Genomic DNA, 16,594 nt, shown 5'->3' with positions numbered 1-16,594 from the left:
CGTCGCCGCGCCCGGTCGCCGCCATGTGGTAGTTTCAGCGCATGTTCGCGAACCGCATCTGGTGGCCCGCCCGCTGAGGCGGTGTCTTCGCGTTCCCACCGACAGACCGCCCACGTGGCGGTCTTTCCTGTCGAGGCCGCCCGACGACCCGAAAGGCCGGCGATGAGACCGACCGCTGCCTCCACCCTCGAGACCCTGCGCACGAGCGGACGGCCGTTCGCGCTTCTGGCCCGTGACCCCGACACCGTCGAAGTGCTCACCGGCCCCGTGGTGGATGTCGATCTGCTGGCCGACATCCCGCTGACGGATGCCGCGGGCACCGCCCGCGAGGTGCTCGCGCTGGTGCCGTTCCGCCAGGTGCGCGAGCGCGGATTCGCGTGCCACGACGATCGGGCGCCGCTGCGCTGCCTCGTCGTCGACGCGCACGAGACCCTGGCCCGCCACGAGGTCGTCGCCGCCCTGCCGACGGCCGAGGTGCCGCTGCGCGACGCCGGCTTCGACATCCCGGACGACGCGTACGCGCAGATCGTGCGCACCGTCATCGCCGACGAGATCGGCCGCGGCGAGGGCGCGAACTTCGTCATCCGCCGCGACTTCACCGCCGCCGTGGACGCGGACCCGCTGCCGGCCGCGCTCACCTGGTTCCGCGCGCTGCTCGAGCACGAGCGCGGCGCGTACTGGACGTTCCTCATCTCCACCCCCGACCACATCGCCGTCGGCGCCAGCCCCGAAGCCCATGTGGTGGCGCGGGACGGCGTGGTCACGATGAACCCGATCTCGGGCACGTTCCGCCACCCGGCCGGCGGCGCCACCGTCGAGACCCTGAGCACGTTCCTGTCCTCCACGAAGGAGACCGAGGAGCTGTTCATGGTCGTGGACGAGGAGCTCAAGATGATGAGCGCCGTCTGCTCGGACGGCGGACGCATCACCGGTCCCCTGCTCAAGGAGATGTCGCGGCTCACGCACACCGAGTACATGCTGCGCGGCCGCAGCCGGCTCGATCCGCGCGACATCCTCCGCGAGACGATGTTCGCCCCGACCGTCACCGGCTCGCCCATGCAGAACGCGTGCACGGTGATCAGCCGGCACGAGCAGACACCGCGCGGCTACTACTCCGGGGTGCTGGCCCTGTTCACCCCGCGCGAGACGCTGACTGCCGACGAGCCCACGCACGACCTGGACGCGCCGATCCTGATCCGCACCGCCTACCTCGTGGACGGGCGGCTGCGGGTGCCGGTCGGGGCCACCCTGGTGCGTCATTCGGATCCGTACGGAGAGGTGAGCGAGACGCACGGGAAGGCCGCCGGCGTGCTGGGCGCGATCGGCGCCGTGCCCCGCGACGAGGCGGCTGCCGCGGCCGCCGTCGGAGCCTCCGACACCGACGAGCCGGCCGCGCAGCCGCGGCTGCTGGCCGACGACCCCGGGATCGCGGCGCTCCTGGCCTCACGCAACGCGCGGCTGGCCCCGTTCTGGCTCAATCCGCAGGGCACCGACGACCACGCGCCGTTCGGCCACCGGTCGACGCTGGTGGTGGATGCCGAGGACCGATTCACGACGATGCTCGCCCACCAGCTGCGCCACCTGGGATTGGACGTGCGGATCGTACCGTGGAGCGCGGTGACCGATGCCGAGCTGGATGCTGCGGACCTGGTCGTCGCCGGTCCGGGGCCGGGCGATCCCCGCGATGCGACCAGCGCGCGCATCCGCCGCATGCATGAGGTGGTGGCGCGACGCCGGACGGGCGGACGGCCCCTGCTGGCGGTGTGCCTGAGCCACCAGATCCTGGCGGATGCACTGGGGATCGCCCTCGTGCCGCTGGATCGGCCCCATCAGGGTCTGCAGAAGACCGTCGACGTGTTCGGCGAGGCCGCCTCGATCGGCTTCTACAACACCTTCACCGCACGGGTCGCGCCGGGGGCCGGGCGCATCGGGTCGGTCGAGGTCGCGGCCGATGCGCGCACCGGCGACGTGTATGCGCTGCGCGGCGACCGGTTCGCGTCGGTGCAGGGCCACCTGGAGTCGATCCTGTCGCGCGACGGCGTGCAGACGCTGCGCCGGCTCATCGGGCACGCGCTGCGCTGAGCCGGACCGCCCGGCCGGCGCCCGATCTCACTGTCCGAACAGCGAGATCGGGTTGATGACGTCGGCGAGGATGAGGATCGCGCCCATCGCGATCAGCAGCACGACGACGACGAACGTCACGGGGACCAGGCGGGTGGCGTCCACCGGCTTGGGCGGGGGGCGCCGGAACAGCTTCGCCCACGTCCGCTTGATCCCGTCCCACAGCGCCACCACGACGTGACCGCCGTCCAGCGGCAGCAGCGGCACCAGGTTGAACACGAACAGCGAGACGTTCAGCGACCCCAGCAGCACGAGGAAGTAGGCGACCCGGTCCAGGATCGGCGCACTGGACGAGGCGGCCTCGCCGGCGAGCACCCCGACTCCCACCGGCGACAGCGGACTGTTCGGGTCGCGCTCGCCCCCGGTGACCATCGAATGCACCACGCCGTACAGCTTCTGCGGCAACTGGACGATGATCCCGGCGACCGCGCCGACGTTCTGGAATGCCGCCGACGGCCCCTCCCAGATCGGCTGGCGCACGTACTCGACCTGGGCCGTGATGCCCACGAAGCCGATCCGGGTGCCGTTCACGTCGCGGGATGCCGGGGTGAGCATCAGCGACTGCTGTGCGCCGTCGCGCTCCACCACTACCGGGATCGTCTCGCCGGCCGACTTCTGGATGATGGCGGATGCCTCGGCGAACGTGGACACCGGGGTGCCGTCCACCGATACGAGCACGTCGCCGGGCTGGATGCCGGCCTCGCTGGCCGGCGAGGCCGGATCGGAGGACGCGCACGAGGTCGCCGTGGTCGATGCCGGCAGACACGAGCTCACCTGCGCGACCGTGGTGGTGGCCGTCTGCACCCCGATGCCGCTGAACGCGATGGTGAACAGCACGATCGCCAGCAGCAGGTTCATGATGGGTCCGCCGAGCATGATGATCACGCGCTTGTACATCGGCAGCCGGTAGAAGGTGCGCGTGTCGTCGTCGCCGTCGAGCGTCTCGTCGTTGGCGGCCCGCGCGTCCTGCACCATCGTCGCGAAGAACCCGCCGCCGGCGCGGCCGTCACGCGCGGCATCCTTCGGGGAGGGCGGATACATGCCCGCCATCGAGATGTAGCCGCCCAGCGGAATGGCCTTCACGCCGTACTCGGTCTCGCCCTTGCGTCGCGACCAGAGAGTCGGGCCGAACCCGATCATGTACTGGCCGACGCGCACGCCGAACTTCTTCGCGGGCAGCAGATGGCCCATCTCGTGCAGGGCGATCGAGACGGCCAGCCCCACGATCATGAGGATGATGCCGATGACGAAGGCGAGGACGGTCACCCCGATACGGTACCCGGATCGGCTTTGAACCAGCCGTACACGCCCTACGCTGGGGGTGTGGATGCCGCCCCCTCTCGCAGCGCACGCGCCGTGCGCGGCGTGACGGCGGCGCTGGTGACCGCCCTGGTCGCGGCCACCGCGCACACGTTCGCCGGCGGCGGAGCCCCGTCGCCGCTGCTGGTGGGGATCGCGGTAATCCTGGCGGCTCCGCTCGCGGTGGCCCTGGTCGGCCGCCGCGGCTCGGCGGTGCGCACGGCCGCGGCGGTCGCCGCCGCCCAGGGCGTCTTCCATCTCGCGTTCGCGCTGTTCGCCGACCCCGGCGCCGTGACGTACACGGCGGCACCCGGCATGGTCGGCCACGCCGCCGCGCACACGACCATGACGATGACCACCCTGCACGGCGCGGGATCGCACGACATGTCGCCGGGATCGCCGATGATCCTCGCGCACCTCGCCGCCGCGCTGGTCACCTTCGCGCTGCTGTGGCGCGGCGAGCGGATGCTGCGCGCCCTCGGCCGCGGCATCCGGCGGCTGGTCCCTCTGCTGGTGATCGCCCCCTGGCGTCCCGAGGTGCGCCGGCGCATCGGCGACGTGCTTCCCGACCTCCCCGTGCTGCGCTCGCGCCGCGCGCCGGTGGTGGCCGGGCGCGGACCGCCGCTGGCCGCGTGAGCTGACACCCATATCTGCGCGGCCGCCATCTCTGCGCGGCACCGCCGCGGAGGCGTGCGGACACGCTCCGGCGTGCACACGCCGTCGGCGCGGCGCGATCGTGCGTCCGCAATGCCTCCGCACGGCAGCCGCCATACCGTCGGCACATCGTTCGCGGCGCATGCATCTCCTGCGCACGCCGTCCGCGCGGAGTCCCGCGGCCGCGCGCATCCCATCCGTGTCGCATCCGCGACCGACGAAAGAGATCTCGATGACCCGTTTCACCTCCCACCCCGCCCGCCTGGCGATCGGCCTGACCGCCGGCGCCCTGCTGGCACTCGCCGTCCCGATGGCCGCATCCGCACACGTCGAAGTCGGCCCGGACGCCGCCCCGGCCGGCGGCACCACGCCGCTGACGTTCTCGTTCCACCACGGCTGCGACGACTCCCCCACGACCGCCCTGGTGGTCACCGTCCCCGATGGCGTGGGCAACGTCACCCCGGTCGTCGAGGGCGGCTGGAGCATCCAGCGCACCCTCGGTGACAACGGCGTGCCCACCACGGTCACATACACGGCCGACACCCCGATCGAGACCGGGCTGGCCGCCTCGGTGTCGATGGAGGTGCTGTTCGATTCGTCCGCGCAGGGCGAGACGATCCGGTTCCCGGTCGTGCAGAAGTGCGTGACCGGCTCCACCTCGTGGAGCGAGGTGCCGGAGAAGGGCCAGACCGCCGAGGATCTGGATCACCCGGCGCCGGCGGTCACCGTCGGCCCGAAGGCCGCCCAGGCTTCGGACGGCCACGGCTCGTCGACGACGGATGCCGCGGCCGACGCCGCGCCGGAGGCCGACCCGGTCGCCCGCTGGCTGGGCGCCGGCGGACTCGCTGCCGGCGTCATCGCGCTCGTCGTGGCGATCGTCGCCGCCACCCGGCGCCGCGGCCGCTCGGACGGCTGATCCGGGCGCCCGAGCGCATACAGCTGAGCGCATTCAGCTGAGCGCAGCGCAGCGGGTCGGGACCACGCGCGATCGCGGTCTCGACCCGCTCACTGCACGCCCGACGGGGCCTCTCCAGGCGCTCGCGCCGCGACCGAACCGGCCGCGGCCGGATGAGATGATGGACCAGCCATGTCCAGCGCTTCAGCCCCCGCCAGCCTCCCGCCCGTCCTCCGCCCCGAGCACCCGCCCGTGCGTGCGCTGGCCGAGCTCGCCGATCGCTTCGGCGTCGCCGTGCACGGCCGGATCGACGACGCCGCATTGACCGGCATCACGCTCGCCACCGCCGATCTGCGCGCCGGTGAGGCGTTCGTCGCGATCCAGGGCGCCAACCGGCACGGGGCGGAATACGCCGCCACCGCCGCAGAGAAGGGCGCGGTGGCCGTGATCACGGACGCCGTCGGCGCCGAGCTCGCTGCCGACGCGGGACTGCCGGTGATCGTGGTGGACGACCCGCGGGCGCTGCTCGGCGAGCTGTCGGCGTGGGTGTACGGCACCGGCGCGGACGACGACCTTCCCCTGCTGCTGGGCACCACCGGCACGAACGGGAAGACCAGCGTCTCGCACCTGCTGGAGGGGATCCTCGGACAGCTGGGCGTCGTGACCGGCCTGTCGTCGACCGCCGAGCGCCACATCGCCGGCCAGGTCGTCGTCTCGCGGCTGACCACCCCCGAGGCATCCGAGTTCCACGCGCTGCTGGCCCTGATGCGCGAGCGCGGCGTGCAGGCGGTGGCGGTCGAGGTCAGCGCCCAGGCGCTGAGCCGCCACCGGGTGGACGGGCTGGTGTTCGACGTGGCCGGGTTCACCAACCTCTCGCACGACCACCTCGATGACTACGCCGACATGCAGGAGTACTTCGAGGCGAAGGTCCCGCTGTTCACCGCCGCGCGCGCACGGCACGCGGTGATCTGCCTGGACTCCCCGGCCGGGGCCGACGTCCTCGCCCGCTGCGAGGTGCCGGCCAGCACGATCATCACCCCGGCGATCGCGGCCGATCCCACGGCATCCGCCGACTGGACGGTCGAGATCGTCGAAGAGCGGCAGGACGGCACGGTCTTCACGCTGCGCGGTGCAGACGGACGGTCGCTGACCACCGTGGTGCCCACGATCGGCCGGCACATGGCCGCCAACGCGGGCCTGGCGATCGTGATGATCCTCGAGGCCGGCTACGCCTGGGACGAGCTGGTCGCAGCCCTGGACGGCGGGCGCATCGCGGCGTACCTGCCGGGCCGCACCCAGCTGGTCTCCGGCCCCGACGGCCCTGCCGTCTACGTCGACTTCGGGCATTCGCCGGATGCGTTCGAGAAGACGCTGGCCGCGGTGCGCCGGGTCACACCGGGCCGGGTGCTGATGCTGTTCGGCGCCGACGGCGACCGGGATGCGACCAAGCGCCACGAAATGGGCCGCACCGCGGTGGAGGGCAGCGACATCCTGGTGATCACCGATCACCACCCCCGGTTCGAGGAGCCGGACAGCATCCGCGCCACCCTGATCGAAGGCGCACGGCGTGCACGCCCGGATGCCGAGATCCACGAGTTCTCGCCGCCGGAGCGTGCGATCCGCGCGGCTGTGGCGCTCGTGGGCGACGGCGACGCGATCCTCTGGGCGGGGCCCGGACACCAGGACTACCGCGACATCCGCGGCCGCCGCGCCCCCTACTCCGCTCGGGAGCTCGCCCGGCGGGCACTGCGGGATGCCGGCTGGCCGGTGCCCGATCCGGCGTGGCCGGTGCCGTACCCGGCCGATTCCACCCCGCCGTCCGATCCCGAGCGCCCGGCCTGACCCCGGCCGCCGCGCCCCTTGTCTGAGCGGCAGGGCGGGATCGGTGCGGCTCAGGCGGCCGCGATCAGCCGATCGGCCTTCTCCCGTGCCCACCGCTGGGCCTCGTCGAGCGATTCGCGGCTCAGCTCGGCCGGCGCGTCGTGCGCCTCGACCACGCGGCGCACGGTGTCCACGATGCCCAGGAACGGAAGGCGCCGCTCGTGGAAGGCGCCCACCGCCTGCTCGTTGGCGGCGTTGAACACGGCCGGGTAGGTGCCGCCGGCCATGCCTGCGCGCTTGGCGAGCGCGACCGCCGGGAACGCCTCGTCATCCAGCGGCTCGAAGGTCCAGGACGACGCGGTCGTCCAGTCCAGCGGGCGACCGACGCCGGCCACCCGGTGCGGCCAGTCCAGGCCGAGCGAGATCGGCAGTCGCATGTCCGGCGGCGAGGCCTGGGCGATGGTCGAGCCGTCGACGAACTCGACCATCGAGTGCACGATGGACTGCGGATGCACGGTGACCTCGATCCGGTCGTACGGCACGTCGAACAGCAGGTGCGCCTCGATGACCTCCAGCCCCTTGTTGACCAGGGTCGCCGAGTTGGTGGTGACCACCCGGCCCATGTCCCAGGTGGGGTGGGCGAGCGCCTGAGCCGGGGTGACGTCGTGCATCCAGGCCCGGGATCGTCCGCGGAACGGCCCGCCGGACGCGGTCAGCACCAGCCGGCGCACCTCGTCGCGGGAACCGGCGCGCAGGGCCTGGGCGATCGCGGAGTGCTCGGAGTCGACCGGCACGATCTGCCCGGGCTCGGCCAGCGCTGCCACCAGCGCGCCGCCGACGATGAGGGACTCCTTGTTCGCCAGCGCCAGCGTCCGGCCCGCCTGCAGCGCCGCCAGGGTGGGCCCGAGCCCGACCGAGCCGGTGATGCCGTTCAGGACGACATCGGCCTCCACATCCCGCACCAGCTGCTCCGCCTCGACGGCGCCGAGCGCGGTGTGCTCGACGCCGAACTCGGCGGCCTGCGCGGCCAGGACGGCACGCTGCGACCCGGCCGCCAGCCCCACCACTTCGAAGCGCCGGGGCTGGGAGCGGATCACGTCCAGCGCCTGCGTGCCGATCGAACCGGTGGACCCGAGGATGAGGACGCGACGCATCCCGTCAGCCTATTCCGGCCGGGAGTGGGCCGTCGGCGCAGTGCTACTGCGCGGCGTGCTGCACGCCGAGGATGTCGATCACGAACACGAGGGTCTGGCCCTTGAGATCCTTGTCGTTGACCTTGCCCTCGCCGTACGCGACCGACGGCGGCAGCTCGGCGAGCACCTGCGAGCCGACCGTGGCACCGGTGACCGCGTCGCTGAACCCCTGGACGACGCCCTGGCCGACCTGGAACTGGAAAGGCTGGGCTCCCCAGCTCTTGTCGAAGACCTTGCCGGTGTTCCACGAGACCCCGTAGTACTGCACGAGCACGGCGTCGCCCTTGACGACCTTCGTGCCGTCGCCCTTCTTCAGCGTCTCGGTGGCGAACTTCGTCGGCGCGTCGGTCTTGGGGAGGGTCACCGAGGGCGTGCCGTCGGCGGCGAGCTTCACCGTCGGGAATCCGTCCTTCGGTGCCACGTCGCTGCCCCAGGCGGCGTTCGGCACGACGTCGAGCACGTCGACGACGTCGACGCTGGCCGCGGTGGACTCGTCGCCGGGGATCGTGGCCACCACCCGCGTGCCGATCGTGGCGCAGCCCAGCACCTGGCCGAGGATGCTGTCGCCGGTGATCTGCTGCGGCAGCAGGGAATCCTCCGCCTGGCCGATCGAGCCGTTCTTGGCGCCGGTCTCGGCGTTGAACTCGGTGAGGGCGAACTTGACCAGCTCGCCGGACTTCACCTTGTCACCGGAGCCCTCGGCGACCACGCTGCTCTGCAGGGTGGAGATCTTCAGCGGCTTCGTGAAGCTGGCCTTGGCCTCTTTGCCGACGTCGCCGGTGACCTTGACGGCGTCGGAGCTGTCGCCGGGCGCGACCTTCGCGGTACACAGATCCGCGGCGGCCGTCGCAGTCGAGCTGGCCTTCGGCTCGGGCTGCGAGGAGCAGCCGACGAGAGCGAGCGCGGCGAGGGCGACGGCGGACAGAGCGATGATGGGGCGGGTGCGCACAGAATTCCTCAGGGGTTTCGGGGGCGAAGCACCCATCTTCGCGCACTTTCTCAAGACGTGGCTGTGAACGGCCGGTGCAGGACCTGACCGGACCATGCCCGGCACGGAATGAAAACGGCAGTACCCTCGATGAGTGACAGAACCGGAGACGCCCGCATCCGAGGAGACGACGGCTCCGTCATCCTCCACCGTCGGATTCGCCTACGCCCTCGGCCGCTTCCTGCTGACGCCGCTGGCACGCACCGTGTACCGCCCGCGGATCTCTGGTCGCGAGAACGTGCCCCGGACCGGACCGGTGATCTTCGCCAGCAACCACCTGTCGTTCATCGACTCGGTCGCGATTCCCGTCGCCTCCCCGCGCAATGTCCGGTTCCTCGCGAAGGCGAGCTACTTCGGCGGCAAGGGCGTCTCGGGCTGGTTCGCGAAGACGTTCTTCACGTCGCTGGGCGCCACCCCCGTGCGTCGCGGCGCCGGGCAGGCCGCGCTGGAGGCACTGGAGCAGCAGAAGCAGCTGCTCGAGACCGGTGAGGCGGTCGCACTCTACCCGGAGGGCACCCGGTCGCTGGACGGGCGGCTGTACAAGGGGCGCACGGGTGTCGCGTTCCTCGCGCTGGAGACCGGGGCGCCGGTCGTGCCGGTCGGACTGATCGGCACGAACGAGGCGATGCCGGTGGGGGCGAGATTTCCTCGGCTGCGCCCCCGGGTCACGGTGAAGTTCGGCACGCCGATCGACGTGTCCGCGCACGGGCCGGCCTCGTCCGGCCGGGCGCGACGCCAGGCCACGGACGAGATCATGGCCGCCATCCACGCGCTGTCCGGGCAGGAGCTGGCCAACGCCTACAACGAGGTGCCGGCCGCCACCCCGATCGAGCGGATCAGGCAGGCTCTTCCGCACGAGCGCCGCTGACCCGCATCTCGGGCTCGACCCGCACCGGGAAGTTCACCGAATTCGCGATGAAGCACCACTCGTGCGCCTGGTGGTGCGCCGCGGTCGCGGCCTCGAGCATGGATGCCTCGGCCACCGTCACCTGGGGGCGCAGCACCACCTCGGTGAACGCGCCACCGCCCCGGCCGTCCTCCTGCATCGTGCCGGTGGCATCGTCCTCGTACCGGACCACGACGACGCCGGCCTGCACGCAGGCGTGCAGGTACGACAGCAGGTGGCACTCCGACAGGGCGGCCAGCAGCATGTCCTCCGGGTTCCAGCGGGCCGGATCGCCCCGGAACGGCTTGTCCGCCGAGGCGAGGATGTCGGGCTTGCCGGTCGAGGACACGGTGACCAGCCGGTCGTAGTCGCGATAGCCGGTGGTGCCGGCGCCCCGGTTCCCGGTCCAGACGGCGCGCAGCGCGTAGCGGTGCTCTCCCAGCATGAGGCCAGTCTGACACGTGCAGGCGAACCCGGCTCCGCTGAGGCGGGGCGGGCGGCGGCGGTAGGCTGAGGACGTGTCCGACACCTTCGCCGTCACCGCCGCCGTCGAACTCGCCGTCATCGAACGCAGCGGCTTCGTCGAGTCCCGGCACAGCGGAAGCGCGATCGTGCTGGGGCCGGACGGAGAGCCGATCCGCGAGCACGGCGACCCGTCCGCGCTGATCCTGCCGCGCTCCACGCTCAAGCCGATCCAGGCACTGGCCTGCCTCGGCGTCGGCGCCCCGCTGGACGGCGAGCGCCTGGCGCTGGCCACGGCCAGCCACACCGGCACCGACCGCCACGTGGCGGTCGTGCGCGACATCCTCGCCGCCGCCGAGCTGCGCGAGGACGACCTCGGATGCCCGCCCGCCTGGCCCGGCGACCGTGCCACCCGGGACGAACTGCTGCGCGACGGCGCCGCGCCGTCCCGCATCCGGATGAACTGCTCCGGGAAGCACGCGGCCATGCTGCTGGCCTGCCGCACCGCCGGCTGGGAGACCGAGGGATACCTCGACCCGCAGCATCCGCTGCAGCTGCAGATCCGCGAGCTCGTCGAACGGCTGACCGGCATGCGCGTGGCCGCGACCGCGATCGACGGCTGCAGTGCGCCGGTGTTCGCCGTCACACTGGATGGCCTTGCCAAGGCCATCCATCGCGTCGGGACGTCGTCGGCGAGCTCGCCGTTCGCGCTGCACCGCAACGCCGGCGCCCTGGTGCAGGCCGTGCGCGAGAACCCCTGGACCATCGCCGGACCGGGTCAGCCGGACACCATCGTCACCGAGCGCCTCGGCGTGTTCTCCAAGGGCGGCGCCGAGGGGGTCCAGGTGATGGTCGCACAGGACGGGACCACCGTGGCGCTCAAGATGCTCGACGGTTCGAGCCGCGCCGGCACCGCCGTCGCCCTGCGCCTGCTCGAGCTCGAGGGCGCCCTGGATTCGGCGGCGGTTGCCGCCGTCATGTCACAGCTTCCGCTGGCCGTCACCGGCGGCGGTCGGGACGTCGGGGCCATCCGCCCCGCGTTCTAGCCGAGCTCCACAAGAGTGCGACCGGCTCCCCCGTGGAGTGGAGAGGAACCCCGATGAGGATCAGCGTCCCGACCGAGGTGAAGAACAACGAGTACCGGGTCGCCCTGACCCCGGCCGGCGTGCACGACCTGGCCGCGGCCGGCCACGAGGTGTTCGTGCAGCGCGGCGCGGGCGAAGGGTCGTCCATGCCGGATGCGGAATATGCGGATGCCGGAGCGACTCTGCTCGACGACCCGGACGAGGTCTGGGCTCGCGCCGAGCTGCTGCTGAAGGTCAAGGAGCCGATCGCCGACGAGTACGGCCGCTTCCGCGACGACCTCGTGCTGTTCACCTACCTGCACCTGGCCGCCGACCGCCCGCTGACCGACCGGCTGCTCGCCGACGGCGTCACCGCGATCGCCTACGAGACGGTGCAGCTGCCCGGCGGCGGGCTGCCCCTGCTGGCCCCGATGAGCGAGGTCGCCGGCCGGCTGGCGCCGATGGTGGGCGCACACACGCTGATGCGCTCGTCCGGGGGACGCGGACTGCTCATGTCGGGTGTGCCCGGCACCCGGCCGAGCCGGGTCACCATCATCGGCGGCGGCGTGGCCGGCGCGAACTCGGCGGTGATCGCGGCCGGGCTCGGCGCCGACGTCACGGTGTTCGACACGAACGTGCAGCGCCTGCGCCAGCTCGACGACCATTTCCAGGGTCGGGTGAAGACCGCCGCATCCAACCCGCTGGACCTGGACCATGCGGTCGTGGACTCGGACCTCGTGATCGGCTCGGTGCTGATCCCCGGTTCGAAGGCGCCCAAGCTGGTCACGAACGAGATGGTCGCGCGGATGCGGTCGGGGTCGGTGCTGGTGGACATCGCCGTGGACCAGGGTGGATGCTTCGCCGACACGCATCCCACCACGCACGACGACCCCACGTTCGGCGTGCACGAGACCGTGTTCTACTGCGTCGCCAACATGCCCGGGGCAGTCCCCAACACCTCCACGTCGGCGCTGACGAACGCCACTCTGCCCTACATCCGCCAGATCGCGCGCCACGGCTGGCGGGACGCGATGCGCGCGGACGCCGCCCTGGCCGCCGGTCTGAACACCGTGCACGGCCGGGTGGCCAACGCCGGGGTCGCGGCCGCGCACGATCTCGCCGCGGTCCCCACCGCAGACGCCCTCGCCTGACCGCTGCCCTCGCCTGACCGCTGCCCTCGCCTGACCGCTGCCCTCGCCTGACCGCTGCCCCGGCTCGGCCCCGGCGGTCCGGCCGCGCCGGCTCGACCCCGGCGGTCCGGCCGCGCCGGCTCGACCCCGCCGGTCCGGCCGCGCCGAGCCGGGCGGGGAGGGGCGGTCAGGGGCGGGGCGCGTCGGGATGAGGCGCCTCGATCCGGACCCGGACGGGAGCGGCGCCGGCGCGCAGGAGCCATGCCCGGCCCCGCCCCGGCACGCAGTACGGCGGCAGCGTGCGGTCTCCGGTGAGCAGCCGATAGTCCGGGCCGCACGACGCGTCGATCAGCAGATCGTGCTCGCCGCGGATCGCATGCAGCACCCGCCAGCCCCGCTGCCACTGCTCGGCGTCGCCGATGACGATGGTGTGCGCCCGGGGCGCGGCCGGCAGCGACGAGAGGTCGTCCACCTCGAGCACCGCGGCCCCCGCGGCGTCGGCGACCGACGCCAGCAGCCGCCGGCCGGGACCGGAGCGGGCCACGATGCCGGTGAGCCCGGCGCACGGCGTCCACAGCGGGGTCTCGGCCTGCCCGCGCGGCACCGCGGTCGCCGGCAGCGCGATCTGCATCCGCCGCCCGTCGACGACGGCCCGACCCGACGGCATCCGGTCCTCGTAGTCGCCCGGGGCGCCCCCGGCGGCGACGAAATCGGCGCGACCGCCGGCGGCCAGCAGCACGCGTCGCGGGATCAGATCCGCCAGCCGGGCCGTCATCCCGCTCAGTCGCTGCGCGGACAGCACGATCCGGGCCCCGGTCGCCCCGCACGCGTGCGTGATCCGCTCCAGCCGCTCGCCGAGCGCCTGCGCGTAGTCCAGCGGATACTGTGCGAGCAGCGCGTCGACGTCGTCCACCATGACGACGGTGCCGGGGCCGGGCGGTCGGTCGGCGAGCTCGGCGACCGCGTCCCACGCGGCCTCGGGCTGCGCGGGGATCCAGATCGCCGCGGCGGCCTGCCCGGCGATGGTGGCCAGCAGAGTCGTCCGCCCCGATCCGGCCGTGCCGATCGCGCACAGGCCGCGCTCGGTCTCGGCCAGCACCACCGGCACCTGCCGCTGCCGGTCCGGTTCGTCCGCGATCCCGAGCACGATGCCCTCGACCACGGCGGCGGATGCCTCGGCCAGCGACAGCCGCGACGGCAGCGGCGGCAGCCACGGCGGTCGCGGGCGGTCGCCGCGGCCGGACGCCGCGGTCGCGGCGATGAGCCGCGGGGACGTGCGCGCGACCCGCACCGCGCATGGTGCGGCATCGGCGGCACGACGGATCAGCGCGATGCCCCGGTGCGCCGGTGCGCCGGACAGCGTCGCGGCATCGTCTGTGCCCAGCAGCAGCCGGCTGTCGGCCGCGTCGGTGACGCGCAGGCTGATCCGCAGCGGGCAGTTCGCCAGCAGCGCCTCGCGGAACGTGCCCGCCGCACGCTGCGTGCCCAGCACCAGATGCATTCCCAACGCGCGCCCGCGGGCGGCGATGTCGACGAACAGCTCCTGCAGCTCGGGATGACTGGCCGACAGCGCCGCGAACTCGTCGACCACGATCACCAGTCGGGGCAGATCGGTGTCGCCGACCTCGCGGCCGCCGACCCGCACGATCTCAGCCTCGCGCCGGCGCAGCTCGGCGCGCAGGCTCTGCAGGGCGCGGCGGGCGCCGCCGGCATCCAGATCGGTGATGACGCCGGTGACATGCGGCAGCCCGGCCAGCGCGTCGAACGCCGTCCCGCCCTTGAAGTCGGCGAGCAGGAACGCGACCTCGTCGGTGCGGTACGAGGCGCACAGCGCCGTCACCCAGGTCGTCAGCAGCTCGCTCTTGCCCGAGCCGGTCACCCCGGCCACCACTGCGTGCGGCCCGTCGGCCACCAGGTCGACGGCGAACCGGGCGCCCTGCGCCGTGCCGAGCACGGCCGACAGCCCGCCCTCCTCCGCACGGTCCGCGCGGGTGAGCAGCTCGGCCAGCTGCACCGGGGCGTCCGGCCCGGACCGCCCGTACATCTCCTCGGCCCGCTCGGCCAGTCCGCCCGCCAGCAGCACGGCCTGTTCGAGGCCGAGCCCCTCGACCTGCACGTCGGTCGCGTCGCCGTCCTGCACCACCCGCCCGCGATCGATGCCGGTGAGGGTGAGCACCGCCCCGCAGGCCGGCGGCGCGGCGGCCTCGAGCCCCGTGCGGGCGACCGAGGCCGCCCCGGCGGGCGCGGTCGCGCCGCACACCACCACCGCGTGAGGCCGTCGGCCGTCGGACGCCGGCTGTGCGCCGGAGCCCTGCGGTGGGGCATGGTGCGGGAGTCGCCGCACCCAGGCCACCTCGGGATCGGCGTCGTCGAGCAGATCCGTGATCCGCAGCCGGTCCGGCGGCAGCGCCAGGCACAGCTGCAGGACGAGGGCGCGCTGGACCGCGCGTGCGAGGGGGTCGGGGCCGGCCACCGCGACACCCCGGGACGTAGGCACGGTCACCGGGGCGTCGTCCAGCCGCCCCGCGTTCCGGCGCAGGGCCACGCCGTCGGGGTCGTCGTCGCCGCCCTCCACCCGGACGGCGCTGGGGGCCGGTCCGCGGCCGACGACGAGCACCTCCCCACGCCCGGAGGCCGGGCGCCAGATGTCCCGGTCGTCCCCGTCGCCGAGCAGCCGCCGCACGTCCGGATGCCGGGTCCACAGCGCGATGCGCTCCGCGTCATGGCGGGCCGTCACCGCCGTGGCCACCCGCGCGCGGGCGGCGGCGGCATCCCTGTGCGCACGTCGCCGATCCCGCCTCGCCCCGCGGGCGGCGTCGGCGAGCGATCCCACCGCGATCAGCGGGCCGAGCGCGGCGAACCAGAGCATGGTCGTGGTTCCGGTGACCGCCCACAGCATGAGCGCGCCGAGCACGGGGACGGCCGAGGCGACCAGCGGGATGCTGCTTCGGCGCGCGGGCGGCGTCGGGGACGGCAGTCGGAGGGCGACGGCGTCGCCGCCGAGCGGGTCCGCCCCGACGGGCGGCGGTTCAGGATGTCCGGGAGGGACCGCGGGGTGTGCTCGGCAACGGCGCATGCCGCCCAGTCAAGCGCGGCGGGCACGCCCGGAAGCCGGCGCAGGCGCGATCTGTGGACGGATCGTGCTCAGCGGTTGTCTGGGGAGGAATCGACGTCCTCGGCCCCGGTGTCCTCATCGTCCGGCTCGGCCACGGTGTCCTCGTCGTCCACGCGGGCCCCGGTCTCGGTGTCCTCGTCGACATCCGTGTCCGCATCGGGCTGGTCGCCCGCGCGGTGCACGGCGACGTCGAGCACGATGATCGAGATGTTGTCGCGTCCGCCGTTCTCCAGCGCGGCCTCGAGCATCGCCGAGACGGCCTCGCCGGCATCGGCGTGCTCGCCGAGGAAGTGCTGGATGCCGTAGTCGGTCAGCTCCTTGGTGAGCCCGTCCGAGCAGATGACGAAGCGGTCGCCGTCGACCAGGTCCAGGCGCACGTAGTCGGGCTTCACCGAATCGCTCGGGCCGACGGCTCGGGTGATGACGTTGCCGTACGGGTGGTTCTCGGCCTCTTCCGGGCTCAGCCGACCGGCCGCGATCAGCTCCTGCACGACGGAGTGGTCGGTGGTGATCTGGATCACCTGGCCGTCGCGCTGCAGGTAGACCCGCGAGTCGCCGATGTTCAGCGTGACCCAGTGCGGGTCGTCGCCGGACACCTCGAGGTAGACGCCGGTCACGGTGGTGCCGGTGCCGTCGTCGGTCGAGCCGGGGTGGCCGGCGATGTCCTTGACCGCCCGGCTCAGCGCCTTCTCGATCGCCTTGGGCGAGACGGCACCGGACTCGGCGACCGGGCGCAGCCGGTCGATCGTGCTGGTGCTGGCGATCTCACCCCCGATGTGCCCGCCCATGCCGTCGGCCACGACGAACAGCGGGTATTCGGCCAGGAGGGCGTCCTGATTCGCCTCGCGTCGCCGACCGACATCGGTCACCGCCGCCCAGGCCAGGACGACGGATCCACCGGACAGTGGAACCGTTCGCGTTCGTGTGCGCACGTCGGGCACGCCGTGTCCTCCAGGGGTGGGGGTG

Annotated in this window: 13 protein-coding genes; 7 read left to right on the top strand and 6 right to left on the bottom strand. The window is 73.2% G+C overall.

What is annotated here, in order from left to right; all coding sequences use genetic code 11:
* Positions 1-162: 162 nt before the first annotated feature.
* Positions 163-2,082 (top strand): anthranilate synthase family protein, encoded by a 1,920-nt coding sequence (locus AC0L6F_RS15960; RefSeq protein WP_473538641.1) that lies wholly within the window; start codon positions 163-165, stop codon positions 2,080-2,082.
* 27 nt (positions 2,083-2,109) lie between these two features.
* On the opposite strand, the gene AC0L6F_RS15955 is transcribed toward AC0L6F_RS15960, so the two are convergent.
* The gene (locus tag AC0L6F_RS15955; protein WP_473538640.1) at positions 2,110-3,387 is read right to left on the bottom strand and encodes a M50 family metallopeptidase; all 1,278 of its coding nucleotides are present in this window, start codon (positions 3,385-3,387) and stop codon (positions 2,110-2,112) included.
* Between the two features lie 57 nt (positions 3,388-3,444).
* On the opposite strand from AC0L6F_RS15955, the gene AC0L6F_RS15950 reads away from it, so the two are divergent.
* The 3 genes from AC0L6F_RS15950 (at position 3,445) to AC0L6F_RS15940 (ending at position 6,811) form a co-directional block, all read left to right on the top strand.
* Positions 3,445-4,056: a hypothetical protein gene (locus tag AC0L6F_RS15950; RefSeq protein ID WP_473538638.1), complete on the top strand. Its 612-nt coding sequence runs from the start codon at positions 3,445-3,447 to the stop codon at positions 4,054-4,056.
* A gap of 250 nt (positions 4,057-4,306) precedes the next feature.
* Positions 4,307-4,990, top strand: coding sequence for a DUF1775 domain-containing protein (locus AC0L6F_RS15945; RefSeq protein WP_473538637.1), 684 nt, complete (start codon positions 4,307-4,309; stop codon positions 4,988-4,990).
* 171 nt (positions 4,991-5,161) lie between these two features.
* Positions 5,162-6,811 (top strand): Mur ligase family protein, encoded by a 1,650-nt coding sequence (locus tag AC0L6F_RS15940; RefSeq protein ID WP_473538636.1) that lies wholly within the window; start codon positions 5,162-5,164, stop codon positions 6,809-6,811.
* A gap of 50 nt (positions 6,812-6,861) precedes the next feature.
* Here the strand turns inward: AC0L6F_RS15940 and dxr are convergent, their stop codons facing one another.
* Together dxr and AC0L6F_RS15930 are read right to left on the bottom strand one after the other, a co-directional pair.
* On the bottom strand, positions 6,862-7,944 hold the full coding sequence (dxr, locus tag AC0L6F_RS15935) for a 1-deoxy-D-xylulose-5-phosphate reductoisomerase (protein ID WP_473538634.1): 1,083 nt from the start codon (positions 7,942-7,944) through the stop codon (positions 6,862-6,864).
* A 43-nt stretch (positions 7,945-7,987) separates the two neighbouring features.
* Entirely contained in the window at positions 7,988-8,932 is a 945-nt protein-coding gene (locus tag AC0L6F_RS15930; protein ID WP_473538633.1) for an FKBP-type peptidyl-prolyl cis-trans isomerase, read from the bottom strand.
* A 133-nt stretch (positions 8,933-9,065) separates the two neighbouring features.
* Between AC0L6F_RS15930 and AC0L6F_RS15925 the strand changes: the two genes are divergently transcribed.
* Positions 9,066-9,839, top strand: a complete 774-nt coding sequence (locus tag AC0L6F_RS15925) for a lysophospholipid acyltransferase family protein (protein WP_274637511.1) — start codon at positions 9,066-9,068, stop codon at positions 9,837-9,839.
* Here the strand turns inward: AC0L6F_RS15925 and AC0L6F_RS15920 are convergent.
* Positions 9,808-10,302, bottom strand: coding sequence for an OsmC family protein (locus AC0L6F_RS15920; RefSeq protein WP_473538632.1), 495 nt, complete (start codon positions 10,300-10,302; stop codon positions 9,808-9,810). The genes AC0L6F_RS15925 and AC0L6F_RS15920 overlap by 32 nt on opposite strands.
* Before the next feature lie 73 nt (positions 10,303-10,375).
* Here AC0L6F_RS15920 and AC0L6F_RS15915 point away from each other — a divergent pair, with 73 nt between their 5' ends.
* Positions 10,376-11,365 (top strand): asparaginase, encoded by a 990-nt coding sequence (locus AC0L6F_RS15915; RefSeq protein ID WP_473538630.1) that lies wholly within the window; start codon positions 10,376-10,378, stop codon positions 11,363-11,365.
* Positions 11,366-11,418: 53 nt separating this feature from the next.
* Complete coding sequence (gene ald / locus AC0L6F_RS15910) at positions 11,419-12,534, top strand: alanine dehydrogenase (RefSeq protein ID WP_473538629.1); 1,116 nt, start codon at positions 11,419-11,421, stop codon at positions 12,532-12,534.
* Positions 12,535-12,700: 166 nt separating this feature from the next.
* Here ald and AC0L6F_RS15905 read toward each other — a convergent pair whose 3' ends face one another.
* Together AC0L6F_RS15905 and AC0L6F_RS15900 are read right to left on the bottom strand one after the other, a co-directional pair.
* Complete coding sequence (locus tag AC0L6F_RS15905; RefSeq protein WP_473538628.1) at positions 12,701-15,427, bottom strand: FtsK/SpoIIIE domain-containing protein; 2,727 nt, start codon at positions 15,425-15,427, stop codon at positions 12,701-12,703.
* Positions 15,428-15,657: 230 nt separating this feature from the next.
* Positions 15,658-16,569 (bottom strand): PP2C family protein-serine/threonine phosphatase, encoded by a 912-nt coding sequence (locus tag AC0L6F_RS15900; RefSeq protein WP_473538627.1) that lies wholly within the window; start codon positions 16,567-16,569, stop codon positions 15,658-15,660.
* Positions 16,570-16,594: the final 25 nt, after the last annotated feature.

The organism is Microbacterium sp. G2-16M, assembly GCF_055809115.1.
Note: the sequence above shows the minus strand (reverse complement) of the source record. Positions and strands in the feature narration are given on the sequence as shown.

Bases quoted from the DNA above. Each gene is read 5' to 3' on its own strand.
- AC0L6F_RS15960 (WP_473538641.1), top strand. From the start codon at position 163: ATGAGACCGACCGCTGCCTCCACCCTCGAGACCCTGCGCACGAGCGGA.
- AC0L6F_RS15945 (WP_473538637.1), top strand. From the start codon at position 4,307: ATGACCCGTTTCACCTCCCACCCCGCCCGCCTGGCGATCGGCCTGACC.
- AC0L6F_RS15940 (WP_473538636.1), top strand. From the start codon at position 5,162: ATGTCCAGCGCTTCAGCCCCCGCCAGCCTCCCGCCCGTCCTCCGCCCC.
- dxr (WP_473538634.1), bottom strand. From the start codon at position 7,944: ATGCGTCGCGTCCTCATCCTCGGGTCCACCGGTTCGATCGGCACGCAG.
- AC0L6F_RS15920 (WP_473538632.1), bottom strand. From the start codon at position 10,302: ATGCTGGGAGAGCACCGCTACGCGCTGCGCGCCGTCTGGACCGGGAAC.
- ald (WP_473538629.1), top strand. From the start codon at position 11,419: ATGAGGATCAGCGTCCCGACCGAGGTGAAGAACAACGAGTACCGGGTC.